The organism is Proteiniphilum sp. X52, from assembly GCF_003712195.1.
GTDB lineage: Bacteria > Bacteroidota > Bacteroidia > Bacteroidales > Dysgonomonadaceae > Proteiniphilum.
This window is the reverse complement of the sequence record NZ_RDSD01000007.1, coordinates 111,586-125,453: the sequence shown is the minus strand read 5'-3', so window position 1 is coordinate 125,453 and position 13,868 is coordinate 111,586. Positions and strand designations below refer to the sequence as shown.

At 46.3% G+C, this 13,868-nt stretch carries 10 protein-coding genes; 7 read left to right on the top strand and 3 right to left on the bottom strand.

Features of this window, described 5'->3' with window-relative positions:
• Positions 1-10: 10 nt before the first annotated feature.
• Both D7D25_RS07750 and D7D25_RS07745 read right to left on the bottom strand, forming a co-directional pair.
• A complete protein-coding gene (locus D7D25_RS07750) occupies positions 11-556 on the bottom strand; it encodes an RNA polymerase sigma factor (RefSeq protein WP_122968404.1) in 546 nt (181 codons plus the stop codon).
• 55 nt (positions 557-611) lie between these two features.
• The gene (locus D7D25_RS07745; protein ID WP_122968403.1) at positions 612-1,697 is read right to left on the bottom strand and encodes a lipopolysaccharide assembly protein LapB; all 1,086 of its coding nucleotides are present in this window, start codon (positions 1,695-1,697) and stop codon (positions 612-614) included.
• Positions 1,698-2,014: 317 nt separating this feature from the next.
• Here D7D25_RS07745 and prmA point away from each other — a divergent pair, with 317 nt between their 5' ends.
• The 3 genes from prmA (at position 2,015) to D7D25_RS07730 (ending at position 7,389) form a co-directional block, all read left to right on the top strand.
• A complete protein-coding gene (prmA, locus tag D7D25_RS07740; RefSeq protein WP_122968402.1) occupies positions 2,015-2,854 on the top strand; it encodes a 50S ribosomal protein L11 methyltransferase in 840 nt (279 codons plus the stop codon).
• A 71-nt stretch (positions 2,855-2,925) separates the two neighbouring features.
• A complete protein-coding gene (locus tag D7D25_RS07735; protein WP_122968401.1) occupies positions 2,926-4,596 on the top strand; it encodes a putative transporter in 1,671 nt (556 codons plus the stop codon).
• Positions 4,597-4,719: 123 nt separating this feature from the next.
• The gene (locus tag D7D25_RS07730; RefSeq protein WP_122968400.1) at positions 4,720-7,389 is read left to right on the top strand and encodes a 4-alpha-glucanotransferase; all 2,670 of its coding nucleotides are present in this window, start codon (positions 4,720-4,722) and stop codon (positions 7,387-7,389) included.
• A gap of 174 nt (positions 7,390-7,563) precedes the next feature.
• Here the strand turns inward: D7D25_RS07730 and D7D25_RS07725 are convergent, their stop codons facing one another.
• A complete protein-coding gene (locus D7D25_RS07725; RefSeq protein WP_122968399.1) occupies positions 7,564-8,556 on the bottom strand; it encodes a class II fructose-bisphosphate aldolase in 993 nt (330 codons plus the stop codon).
• 758 nt (positions 8,557-9,314) lie between these two features.
• Between D7D25_RS07725 and ald the strand changes: the two genes are divergently transcribed.
• The 4 genes from ald to cydB all read left to right on the top strand — a co-directional run bounded on the left by ald (position 9,315) and on the right by cydB (position 13,866).
• Positions 9,315-10,424, top strand: coding sequence for an alanine dehydrogenase (ald, locus tag D7D25_RS07720; protein ID WP_122968398.1), 1,110 nt, complete (start codon positions 9,315-9,317; stop codon positions 10,422-10,424).
• Between the two features lie 301 nt (positions 10,425-10,725).
• Positions 10,726-11,034, top strand: coding sequence for a DUF3467 domain-containing protein (locus D7D25_RS07715; RefSeq protein WP_122968397.1), 309 nt, complete (start codon positions 10,726-10,728; stop codon positions 11,032-11,034).
• 77 nt (positions 11,035-11,111) lie between these two features.
• The gene (locus D7D25_RS07710; RefSeq protein WP_122968396.1) at positions 11,112-12,674 is read left to right on the top strand and encodes a cytochrome ubiquinol oxidase subunit I; all 1,563 of its coding nucleotides are present in this window, start codon (positions 11,112-11,114) and stop codon (positions 12,672-12,674) included.
• Positions 12,675-12,711: 37 nt separating this feature from the next.
• Positions 12,712-13,866 (top strand): cytochrome d ubiquinol oxidase subunit II, encoded by a 1,155-nt coding sequence (gene cydB, locus D7D25_RS07705; RefSeq protein WP_122968395.1) that lies wholly within the window; start codon positions 12,712-12,714, stop codon positions 13,864-13,866.
• Positions 13,867-13,868: the final 2 nt, after the last annotated feature.

The following is a 13,868-nucleotide window of genomic DNA, read 5'->3' as shown; positions in this document are numbered from 1 at the left end:
CGATAAAAGTTTAATGCGGTTCACTTAAAAATTTTTCAATTTTTTTTACCGCATGATGGTAAGAAGCTTTGAGTGCTCCCACCGAAGTACCCAATATGTCGGATATATCTTCATATTTCATCTCTTCGGAGTATTTCATATGAAAGACCAGACGCTGCTTTTCCGGAAGGGTAAGAATGGCTTTCTGAAGAAGTTTTTGTGCCTCGTCGCCGTCAAAATAGGGGTCGCTCTCCAATGTATTCAGCAGAAACGAATTGTCGTCATCTACAGCGATATGATTTTGACTCCGTTTCTTATTGAGGAAGGTGATACTTTCATTAATGGCAATACGGTAGAGCCAGGTGGTCAGTTTGGCCTCACCCCTGAAGTTCTCAAGATTCATCCAGGCTTTGACGAATACATCCTGTAAAATGTCATTGGCATCATCATGTGAAATCACCATCTTTCGTATCTGCCAATAGAGTCTTTCACTGTATTCGGAAACAAGCCTGGCAAATCCTTTTCGACTTGTTCGCGGATCACGCAATTCTTCCAGTAATTGTTCCTCGTTATTCATTTCCTTGATATGTGGAATTCAACGCAAAGGTAAACGATTTTTATTGACTTTTCCATTAATCCTCGTCCCCTTTTTCAAACCAGATCACAAAATCTATAGCATCGCCCGGATTTTGTTGCCACCATTCCATGGATTCGGGAAAGTAGGATACACTGATATAGCGGCAGAAGGTATCGTAATAGTCAGATCTTGCAATATGAGAGAAGAAGGGAATATAAAACGTCCAGAAAACGCCCTCTTTAGTGCCTTTGCTCTCCCGGGTGAGTACATTCATAATCTCTTTGTTGACTGTTTTGAAAAGGATGAAGTCATTTTTTTCTTCAGGTGAGTTTTTCAGTGAATCGAGCGTAGTAGTAATAGCATGGTATACAAAATTGCGATTCAATCCCTCTTCAATACTCAATGGAGGAATTTTGGCGGACGGGGGGCTGGTATCAGGTTTATTACGCGTCATCTGTTGCTGGATGAATGACCTCTGCACAGGCCCTTCAGCCGTTTTAACGCGCATGATGTTCAACATTTCCTCGAAAGCGCTCTTCGACCGTTTACTGTCCGGTTCAAGCAGGAGAAACATCTGGAATGACAATATGCTTTGTACCCATAAACCGCTATCATTAAGTGCATACGCATTCAGTAAAAAGGCGCCACTATGGGATTTATCCAGGTCGATGGCTTTTTTCACATGTTTCAGCGTTTTGTCGATATCCCCCCTTTTATAATAATTCAGTGCCAAGTTGAAATGCAACAGGAATTCATCCCCGTTTTTTATCAAACCTTCCTGAAGTAGGGCGATGGCTTCATCCACCTTGTCCAACCCCGCCAATGCCTCGCTTTTTACCGCGTATGCACCGGAAGACAATGGTTTGTAGCCAGAGTTGATTACCTGTGTGCTGTATTTTGACGCGTTCAAGTAATCCTGCAATGCCAGGTAGGATAATGATAGCTCATAAGTTGCTTGTATCGATTTGGGATCGATGGTGAGTGCCTTATTATATTTCTCAATAGCTTCCTTGAACTTCCCTTCATCATGTAATTCAACGCCTTCCCGGATCAACTCCTCCGCTTTGGCATTCTGCCCGTATGAAAGAAACAGCGGGGAGGAAGCAATCAATAAAATGATAAATAATATGGTCCTTTTCATTATTGTGTAGTCTAATAAATAATAATTGAACGTCTTCGTCAAGTGATATACAGAAGACGAATTTGTCCGGATTATGTTATCACGAAAGAACGACTAAATTTTTTTGAGAGAATAAAAATAGGACAAAAAAAGGTAAGTTCCGGTTCTTATCGACAAAATCAACTTCATTTGTAACACAAATAAACAAATGGTCCTCTAAAGCAAAATGATTTTTACATTTTTTTGTGCCACCATAAAGTTCAAACAAGTTTGTCTGTTGTTCATAATTACTTGTCGAAATAGTTGACTACCTTTGCCTTTATTTTTGAATAATCATCATGCGATATATACAGTTACAATTCAATTGCGAACCCAATACGGAGGTGTTGACCGATGTGCTCTCGGCCCAGTTGGGTGAGATCGGGTTCGAGTCGTTTGTCCGGACTGAAACGGGGCTGGAGGCTTATATCCCTTTACCGGTACTGTCACTGGAAAAAGTAGATCAACTTCTATCCGACTTTCCGCTGGCAGCGGAGATCACTTATTCACACAGTGAAATGGAAGACAAGAACTGGAACGAGGAGTGGGAGAAGAATTACTTTCAACCCGTCGTGATTGATGATCGGTTATGCATTCACAGTTCATTCCACAAGATCGGGGGTGAGTTCAGATACTCTATATTGATAGATCCCAAAATGTCATTCGGCACAGGTCATCACCAAACCACCGAGTTGATGATGAGAGAACTGTTGAAGATGGATCTGCAAGGGAAATCTCTTCTCGATATGGGCTGTGGTACGGCGGTACTGGCTATCCTGGCATCCATGAGGGGCGCTGGGCCGGTAACTGCCATCGACATAGATGAATGGGCATACCGTAATGCCATGGAAAACGCGCGGTTGAATGGTATCGGCAACATTCACCTGTTACAGGGCGGAGCGGAATTGCTCGGCGAGGAAAGGTATGATGTGATCCTGGCCAATATCAACCGGAATATTCTCCTGCGGGATATACCGGCTTATACGCGGGTGTTGAATAGAAATGGAGTGTTGATGATGAGTGGTTTTTATAAAGAAGATATTCCCGCTATCCGTGCTGCTGCTGAAGCACAGCGACTCACTTACGGACACTTTTCCGAAATAGACCGGTGGGTTGCGGCCATATTTTGTTTTCAATAAAATAAGCGCTACTTTTGTACTGATTTTCAAAAAGACGAATACATTTAACGGTTTTTTAGGTTATTAAAATTATGGAGTGGTTGATAGAGTTAGTTGCCGGAACGGGTATTGCGCATTCAATACTGGTGATGGCATTGGTGATTTCGGTGGGATTGTTACTGGGCAGGATAAAGATTTTCGGTATTTCGCTCGGCACGACGTGGATACTTTTTTTCGGTATATTTCTCGGGCATATCGGCCTGCAGATCGATGAAAATGTGCTTCATTTCCTGAAGGAATTCGGACTGATTCTGTTTATCTACTCCATAGGGATGCAGGTGGGTCCCAGCTTCTTTTCATCGTTTAAACAGGGAGGGGTCACTCTCAATATGCTCGCATCGGGTGTGGTGCTGCTGGGAGTATTTATCACCTATGTTATCCATTTAGTAACCGGATTGCCCATCGCCACTATGGTAGGCATATTGTCGGGGGCGGTCACCAATACCCCGGGATTAGGGGCTGCGCAACAAACCTATACCGATGTAACGGGATCCACCGATCCCACTATCGCTACGGCTTACGCGGTTGCCTATCCCCTGGGAGTAGTGGGAATCATCATGAGTATCGTTTTTTTCAGATATATATTCAAGATCAATTTTGCCAAAGAGAACAGCACCCTGGACAATAATGATGCCTCCCGGATGACCGAAGCACACATGTTTTCATTGCAGGTGATCAATCCCTCTATCTTCGGGAAAAATATCCGGCAAGTGAAGCGGTTGATCGACAAAGAGTTTGTCATATCGAGGGTATTACATGCAAGGACAGGCATGCTGGATGTTCCCCAGACAGAGACGGTACTCGAAGAGAACGACAGGGTATTGGTAGTCTCCAACCTGAAGAATATTGATGTGATTGAAGCCTTGATCGGACAGCGTATTGACATGGACAGGGGAGAATGGAATAAATTGGATTCACAACTGGTTTCACGGAGAATATCGATTACCAAGCCGGCAATTAACGGACGCTCCATAGGCAGTCTGAAATTGCGGAATCTGTTCGGCATTAACATTACCCGGGTGAATCGCGCAGGGGTCGACCTGATTGCCGACTCCAGGCTCCAGTTGCAGTTGGGCGACCGGGTGACGGTCGTGGGCTCTGAAGAAGCCATCGCCAACATTGAAAAGTTCCTTGGCAACTCGTTGAAACGCCTTAGGGAACCTAACCTTATCTCTATTTTTATAGGTATTGGATTGGGGGTACTCCTGGGAAGCATTCCCTTCATGATCCCGGGCGTTCCCCAACCGGTAAAACTGGGACTGGCAGGTGGACCGCTGATTGTGGCTATCCTGATCAGTAAATTCGGTCCGAAGTATAAGCTTGTGACTTATACGACCATGAGCGCCAATCTGATGTTGAGGGAAATAGGTATTGCCCTGTTCCTTGCCTGTGTGGGACTCGGCGCCGGAGAGAATTTTGTCGACACCGTGATCAATGGCGGATACAAATGGGTGGGCTATGGAGTGATCATTACCGTTGTACCCCTCCTGATTATAGGTGTCATTGGTCGGAAAGTATATAAACTGAACTATTTCACGTTGATGGGATTGATTGCGGGGAGTATGACTGATCCTCCTGCATTGTCCTATGCCAACACCACGGCAGGGAATGATATGCCCGCGGTGAGTTATGCTACTGTCTACCCCCTTACGATGTTTCTTAGGGTGATCACAGCCCAGTTGCTGATCCTTCTCTTCCTCTGACCCTTAGCGTCCCGCAAACGATTGCACGGGAATCCGGATAAAAAGATCCGTTTTTTAGCCGGCCCGTTCATGAAACATTGTAGCTTTGTTTGTCAACCATACATAGTGAATAGATATTACCTAATGGCACACCTTACATTTACAATCAATTATCATACTGCCTGGGGAGAGCAGGTCTGTCTTTGCGGGACCACGCCGGAACTGGGAAACTTGAATGAAGATCAGGCGGTCCCTCTTGCCGCCGATGGCGACAATTGGTCGGCGACTGTGAGTATTGGAGAAACGACCGATGTGGATTATTACTATTTCATCAGGAAAGGCCGACACACCGTTCGCCGTGAATGGGGAAATAACCGCAGACTTCACGTTACAAAAGGCCGGAAAGAGTTTATTATTAACGATCTTTGGAAGAACAAGTCGTACCATTCCTATTTATACTCCACGGTCTTTACCGATACTGTTTTCCGGCATAAAGCAACTCCTCTCCCTACGAAGTATCATTCTCAGACTGTTTTGTTGAATGTGATCTGTCCTTATGTGGCGGGCGATCAGATGCTGATGATCAGCGGTGAATGTGAGGAGCTGGGGCGTTGGGATCTGAAGTTGGCCAAACCACTCTCTTATCTTGACCAAGGAGAGTGGCAGATAACACTCGACGCGAAAAAACTACCTGCAAAGAGTGAGTATAAGTTTGTGATCATAGATAAGAATAGTGGTGAGGCGGTGCACTGGGAAGATGGCGGAAATCGTGTTTTGACGGCAGAGGCAGCGCATAAAGGAAACCGGGTGCTTGTGGAAATGGCTTTGCACTTTCATTACCAGAGTTTTGCCTATCGGGGAACGGGGACGGCCATTCCGGTTTTCTCCCTGAGAACGGATGAAAGCTTCGGAGTGGGTGATTTTGCCGATCTCCGCAAGATGGTCGACTGGGCAGCAGTCACCCATCAGCAGTTGATCCAATTGTTGCCTGTGAACGATACCACAGCCACTAAAACCTGGCGCGACTCATATCCCTATAGCGCTATATCGGCCTATGCCCTCCATCCCATATATCTGGGATGCAACGACTATCCGCTGAAAGTGAAGAAAAATCAGCGCGCTTTCCTGAAAGAAGCGGGAGAACTGAACAGCCTGCCCGAACTGGACTATGAAAAGGCACTCTCTTTAAAAACCCGCTATGGCCGGGAGCTCTATCACCAAGAAGGGGAGAAGGTACTTGCGTCGGAAGAGTTTATTGCTTTCCGGCAGAAAAACGAATCATGGCTTTTTCCCTATGCATGTTACTGTTTCCTGCGTGATAAATATGGCAGCGCCGATTTCAGGGAGTGGGGTGAATATGCCGTTTATGACGAAGAGCTGTTGAAGAAGATGATCGATGCCGATACCGAGGCAAAGGAGGAAACGCGATTCTGGGCTTTCCTGCAATACCTGCTTCATCAGCAATTCTCCGGCGTGAAAGAATATGCCAATGAAAGGGGAGTAGCTCTCAAAGGAGATATCCCCATCGGTATCAGCCGTAACAGCATAGATGCGTGGGTGGCTCCCGAGCTTTATCATATGGATACCCAAAGCGGCGCGCCGCCCGACGATTTTTCCTTCTTCGGCCAGAACTGGGGCTTTCCCACTTACAACTGGCAGATGATGGAAAAGGATGGATATGCCTGGTGGGTAAACCGTTTTCGCAAGATGGCTGATTATTTCGATGCCTACAGGATAGACCATATCCTGGGTTTTTTCCGTATCTGGGAAATACCCCTTGAGGCCGTACAGGGATCACTTGGCCACTTCAGGCCGGCATTGCCTTTCTGGGTGGAAGAGATCCATCGCGCGGGAATCCCCTTTGATGAGGAGCGGATGGTAAAACCGTTCATTCATGAGCACTTTTTGCCGGATATCTTTGCGGAACATGCCGACGAGGTGAAGAGGGAGTATCTTGAGCCAACAGGATGGCAGCGATTTCAATTGAAATCGCACTGCGACACCCAGAGGAAAGTAAAGCAACTGTTTGATAATAAAAAAGATGATAAGAGCCGCAGGATCTGCGACGGGCTTATGTCGCTATGTGCGGAGGTGCTCTTCGTACGTGATCCCCAAGATCATCACCGGTATCATCCCCGTATTACGGCGCAATATACACATTCGTATCGCTATCTTGACACGCATGTGAAGGAGGCGTTTAACCGCCTGTATGACGAATTTTATTATCACCGGCACAACTATTTCTGGCGTGAAGAGGCAATGAAGAAATTACCAGTACTTATTTCCTCCACCAGGATGATGGTCTGTGGAGAGGATTTAGGGATGGTTCCCGACTGTGTGCCGTCGGTGATGCATGAATTGCAGATGTTGAGCCTGCAGATCGAACGGATGCCCAAAGATCCATACGTCACTTTCACCGACCTGCGGCAATTGCCCTATCTGTCGGTATGTACTACCTCCACCCACGACATGTCGCCCCTACGTTTATGGTGGACTGAAAACCGGGAAGTCACACAACGCTATTACAACGAAGTGTTACACCGCGAAGGAGTTGCTCCGGCAGAGTGTGATATGAGTATCTGCCGGCAGATCATTGAACATCATCTCCGCTCCTCGGCCATGTGGGTGATCCTGCCGTTACAGGACTGGCTGTCGCTTGATGAAGAACTCCGTAACCCCGATATTTCCCGTGAGCGGATCAATGTGCCGGCAAATCCCGAACACTACTGGCGCTACAGGATGCATATCTCTCTGGAGGATCTGCTCAGGAAGACCGGTTTCAATGAAAAAATGCGGGCGCTTTCCCGGAGGTAACATGAAAGGTGGGAAGATGGGAAGGTGATAAGGTGGCGGACGATGGGTGGCAAAAGCGGCGGGAATCGAGCGTTAATGCCAAACAGAAAAGCTTGCGAAACGCAAATAATATAGAAAAGAGGGTAAAGTCGCATTGGATTCACCCTCTTTCCAAAATATGTTATTTTTGTATGGTCACGCTCTTCCGGCGCTACCCAATACCTTTTCTGTTTTGTGCATATACAGTTTCTTCAACTCTTCACGTGCCGGACCCAGGTATTTACGCGGGTCGAATTCAGCCGGTTTGTTGGCGAATACTTCACGTATGGCCGCAGTCATGGCCAAACGTCCGTCGGAGTCGATATTGATCTTGCAAACAGCCGATTTGGCAGCTTTGCGCAATTGTTCTTCGGGGATACCGATTGAATCATCCAGTTTACCTCCGTATTTGTTGATAATCTCCACATATTGCTGGGGAACGGAAGAAGATCCGTGGAGAACGATGGGGAATCCGGGGATTCGTTTTTCAATTTCTTCCAGAATATCGAAGCGCAATGGGGGAGGAACCAATACGCCCTGTTCGTTGCGGGTACATTGTTCGGGAGTGAACTTGAAAGCACCGTGTGAAGTGCCTATGGAGATAGCCAAGGAATCAACGCCGGTACGTGTCACGAAATCCACCACCTCATCGGGTTCGGTATAGGTGTGGTGTTCCGCCTGTACATCGTCTTCAATACCTGCCAATATGCCGAGTTCTCCTTCCACAGTGACGTCGTGTTGATGAGCATACTCAACCACTTTCTTTGTCAGTGCGATGTTTTCTTCGTAAGGAAGATGCGATCCGTCGATCATCACAGAAGAGAAACCGCTCTCTATACAATCCTTGCAAAGCTCAAAGCTGTCGCCATGATCAAGGTGGAGTACGATGGGAATTTCGTAACCCAGTTCTTTTGCATATTGCACCGCTCCCTGAGCCATATAACGCAATAATGTCTGATTGGCGTATTTACGTGCGCCGCTGGATACCTGAAGGATCACAGGTGACTTTGTTTCAACGCAGGCCGAAATAATGGCCTGAAGTTGTTCCATGTTGTTGAAATTGAAAGCAGGAATAGCATAGCCGCCCTCTATTGCTTTCTTAAACAACTCTCTTGAGTTTACAAGACCCAATTCTTTATAACTTACCATTGTTCTAAATTATTATTATAGATTGAAAAATCTGAATTATTGTCACAAAAATACGATATAATCCGTAATGAAAGAAATTTTTATGCGAAAGAGTCATTAAAAATGATTATCGAACCGTGAAAAAAGACAAATCGGCCCATTCATAAATCTGTTTGAATAAATTGTGGATTTATTTTTTCTTTTTATTTTTGCACATATGAAACCGACATGTTTACAATGATCATCACACACCCGGAGGGAATGAATATTTCCGTTAAGCTAAATGAGCAAAGGACAAACTTGTTTGGACTATGCCATAGCGAGGAATTGAAAATCGAGGCGCGAAGGCGACTCAATTAGCAATCGAGGTGCGAAGGCGACTCAATTAGCAATCGAGGCGCGAAGGCGACTCAAATATCTAACTTTAGTGAATATTTTGAACATCGAAGGTTCCATATACCGGAATAAAACAATAGAATAATCATATGAGCCGAGCACGAATATGGTTTCACCAAAGATCATGACTAAAGCGAGTTGCCTCCAGTGAAGATTTTTAATGGAAGCCGGCGATTTCGCTTCGCTCAATTTTCATATGACACCATTGTACTTTTTCGATAAGGGAATACATTGTCAAAACTTCTTTTGACAATGTTGAGCGTAGAAAAAGCCTCATGAAATAGAAATAAATAATTTTAGTCATGTGAAACGATCATATTACAACAGATCACTGACAATAATACCATTGCAATTATCTTGCAACAACATATAATTTTATTATTATGATCGTAGGAATACCCAAAGAAATTAAAGTAAAAGAAGGAAGAGTGGCCATGACACCCGGTGGTGTATTGGAACTTACCGGTCGTGGACATAAAGTTTACGTGCAGAAAGGTGCCGGCGTCAAAAGTAACCTGTCGGATGAGAGCTATGTGAAAGCCGGAGCTGTCATCCTTGACCGTATTGAAGATGTGTATGAGATTGCGGATGTGATCGTGAAAGTGAAAGAACCGATAGAAAGCGAATATCATCTGATAAAAAAGGATCAGGTGGTATTTACCTATTTCCACTTTGCGTCCGACAAAAAACTCACTGAAGCCATGATTTCGAGCGGAGCTGTCTGCATAGCCTATGAAACGGTAATGAATGACAAAGACGGGTCGCTGCCGTTGCTCACGCCCATGAGTGAGGTGGCCGGCCGTTTATCTGTCCAGGAAGGTGCCAAATATCTGGAAAAACCCCAAGGAGGCAAGGGGATTCTGCTGGGGGGCGTGCCTGGCGTGAAACCGGCCGAAGTAGTGGTCATCGGTGGTGGAGTGGTCGGACATAATGCCGCCCTGATGGCTGCCGGACTGGGAGCAAACATAAAACTACTCGATATTAATCTGAACCGTCTTCGGTATTTGTCGGAAATTCTTCCTCGAAACGTAGATACCCTTTACTCCACAAAGATGTCCATTGCCGAATCGATCAAAACGGCCGACTTGGTGATCGGTGCCACCTTATTGGTAGGTGCCAGGGCTCCGCACCTGATTAGGCGGGAAATGCTCAAAGAAATGGAGCCAGGCACGGTAATGGTGGATGTTTCCGTAGATCAGGGCGGATGTTTCGAAACTACACATCCTACCACACATGCCGATCCAGTTTTTGAGGTGGATGGCATTGTTCACTATTGTGTCGCCAATATGCCCGGAGCCGTTCCTGTCACCTCCACACGCGCGCTTACCAATGCCACGCTGCCTTATGTGGTAAAGCTGGTTGAGATGGGATGGGAGGGAGCTTGCAGGCAATATCAGGATTTACGCCACGGATTGAATATCGTAAAAGGGGACGTAGTGTTTAAAAATGTGGCCGACTCGCTGGATTTGCCTTACACTCCATGGGAATTGTAAGCGATACAGAATATCTTCTCCCCGGAAAATAGAAAATTAGTCCGCTGATTCTTGACTGTGACATTTGGCTCATCGGTAGTTGATGAACGGAGAATGCAAAAAGCAAAGAATTTTCTTCTTTTCTTTTGTAGATTGGAGAAAATTAGTTTTCTTTGTTTAAACTATTTTAATAGTTCACCGGGATTTTTCATGCCTGATAAAAAGAAAAGCGCTGTTTGTTTGATAATCAGGCATACACTGCATTTCTACGTATCCAAACGGTGATATTATGTGCCGGAGTTATTAAATTCACAGTCAAACAATGGAAAATTTCAATAAGAACAACGAAATACAGATAGAATTGAGTGATGAAATCGCACAGGGGATTTACTCCAACCTGGCAATCATATCGCATTCCTCATCGGAATTCGTTGTGGATTTTGTCCGTATTGTCCCGGGCGTGCCCAAGGCGAAAGTCAAATCGAGAATCATACTCACGCCTGAGCATGCGAAGCGGTTGCTGATGGCGTTGAAAGATAATATCGATAAATTTGAACAGCAGAATGGGGCGATCAGGATGCAGAACGATCCCGGTTTTCTGCCACCCATAGGGGGGATAGGGCAGGCGTAGGTGCGTATGGCGCTGTGTGGTGAACGCTACCAGCAGGCGCTGTCAATGGAATAACCAAGATTAAATATTCAAAATTTATGGATCTGTTAAGTGTGTCTACAGTCAATTGGTCGAGGGCACAATTTGCTCTCACTGCCGGCTATCACTGGATATTTGTCCCGCTCACTATTGGGCTGGCGCTTATTATGGCCCTCATGGAAACCATGTACGTGAGGACGGGAGATGTAAAATGGAAAAATGTCACCAAGTTCTGGCAAAAGATCTTCGGTATCAATTTCGTGATCGGTGTCGCCACAGGTATTATCCTGGAGTTTCAGTTCGGCACCAACTGGTCGAACTACAGTTGGTTCGTGGGTGATATTTTCGGTGCTCCCCTCGCCATTGAAGGGATCGTTGCATTTTTTTTGGAAGCCACATTTATTTCCATCATGTTTTTCGGATGGAACAGGGTGAGCAAGAAAGCGCACCTTGCCTCTACCTGGTTGGTGTTTGCCGGTGCTACTTTATCTGCCTTCTGGATCCTGGTCGCCAACGCCTGGATGCAATACCCCGTCGGGATGGAGTTCAACCCCGAGACGGTACGGAATGAAATGGTCGATTTCTGGGCTGTGGTGCTTTCCCCTGTGGCATATAATAAATTCCTGCATGCCATCTATTCCAGCTGGGCTATCGCAGCCGGTTTCGTGGTGGGTGTCTCTGCCTGGTACCTGCTGAAAAGGAGACATATCGATTTTGCCCTGAAAAGTGTAAAGGTCGCTGCCATAATAGGGCTGGTTGCTTTTGTGATGCTGGCGGTTACCGGTGACGGTTCGGCCTATCAGGTGTCACAGAAACAACCCATGAAACTGGCTGCAATGGAAGGCTTCTATGAAGGTAAAGAGGGTGCCGGATTGGTGGCGATAGGGATGCTGAACCCGGCCAAACAGGTCCATGACGATGACGTGGATCCCTTTGTCTTTAAGCTGGAGATACCCAAACTGTTGTCGTTCCTGGGATACAGGAACATGAACGCGTTCGTGCCGGGAATCATGGACCTTGTGAATGGAGGTTATACGCTTCATGACGGCGCCACCGCCCTCTCCTTTGAAGAGAGGAAAGCCCGCGGGAAGATTGCCATCCAGGCGCTGGCCGATTACCAGACGGCAAAGGCGGAAGGACGCGACGCCGATGCCGCCAATCACGAAGCCATCCTTAAGGAAAATTACGCACATTTCGGCTACGGTTATCTTGAAACCGGGGAAGAGCTGATCCCGGACGTGCCCCTTACTTTCTATAGTTTCCGCATTATGGTGATAATAGGGTTCTATTCTATTTTATTTTTTGCAATAGTGCTCTATTTCATTTATAAAAAAGATTTGCGCGACACGAAATGGCTGCTATATGGGGCCCTGTGGAGCATACCCTTGCCCATTATCGCCGGTCAGGCAGGATGGATAGTGGCTGAAGTGGGACGACAGCCATGGACTATCCAGGATATTCTCCCGGTAGAGATGGCTGCATCCGCGATATCCGCCGGCAATATTGTCACTACGTTTGTCATTTTCACGGTATTGTTTACGGGAATGTTGATCGCGGAGGTGGCCATTATGGTAAAACAGATCAAAAAAGGGCCGGATACTGTTGCCGGAGAAGAAACCTGATCTTATACATGGTTAAACAGACAAAAAGAAAAAAATAATGATAACTTACGACTTTCTACAGAAATACTGGTGGCTTGTAATGTCGCTTCTTGGCGGAATACTGGTGTTCCTGCTTTTTGTGCAGGGGGGTCAGTCCATGTTGAACTCTCTCGCGAGGAAAGAAGATGAGAAGAAACTTCTTGTCAACGCGCTCGGACGCAAATGGGAATATACCTTTACCACGCTGGTTGTTTTCGGAGGCGCCTTCTTTGCGTCGTTTCCCCTGTTTTACTCGACCAGCTTCGGGGGAGCTTACTGGGCATGGATGATTTTGCTGTTCTGTTTTGTATTGCAAGCCATATCCTACGAATACCAGTCCAAGCCGGGGAATATTTTCGGTCCGAAAACCTATCGCGCGTTCCTGTTTCTCAATGGTGTGCTGGCTACCTTCCTGTTGGGCGTGGTGGTAGCCTCTTTTTTTACCGGATCGGAATTTACTGTCGCCAAAGGGAATATTGCCGGGCTGGGGGCTTCAGGCTTTACCATCAGCCAGTGGCAGAACCCGCTCCACGGGCTTGAGTTGTTGGCAAATGTGAGAAATCTGAGTCTCGGCTTGGCGATACTCTTCCTTGCCCGTACCCTGGCAAGCCTCTTCTTTGTGAACCGGCTCGATCACGAGGTGCTCGAAAACAGATCCCGTAAATTTACCCTGTATAACGGAATACCTTTTGTGGTTTTCTTCCTCGTCTTTTTGATCTGGACGCTGGTCGCTGAAGGCTATGCGGTGAATCCTGAAACAAAAGTGATATATATGGAAAAGATGAAATACCTTCATAATTTCATCGATATGCCGATGATACTGGTACTCTTTGTGCTGGGAGTATTGGCCGTTTTGTATGGTATTTTCAATACGGTTTTCAATGCGGGCTTTAAAAAAGGAATCTGGTTCGCCGGCGCGGGTACTATTGCGACCGTGACCATGCTCCTGCTCGTAGCCGGTTATAACAATACCGCCTATTATCCTTCCTTGGTGGATCCGCAGAGTTCACTCACCCTGCAAAACTCCTCATCGAGCTATTTTACGCTTTCGGCCATGGCGATAGTTTCGCTCCTCGTGCCCTTCGTGATTGCCTACATATTCTATGCATGGAGAGCGCTGGAGAAAAAGAAACTGAGCCTGGACGATCTGGAATCCGACGGACACACTTATTGATA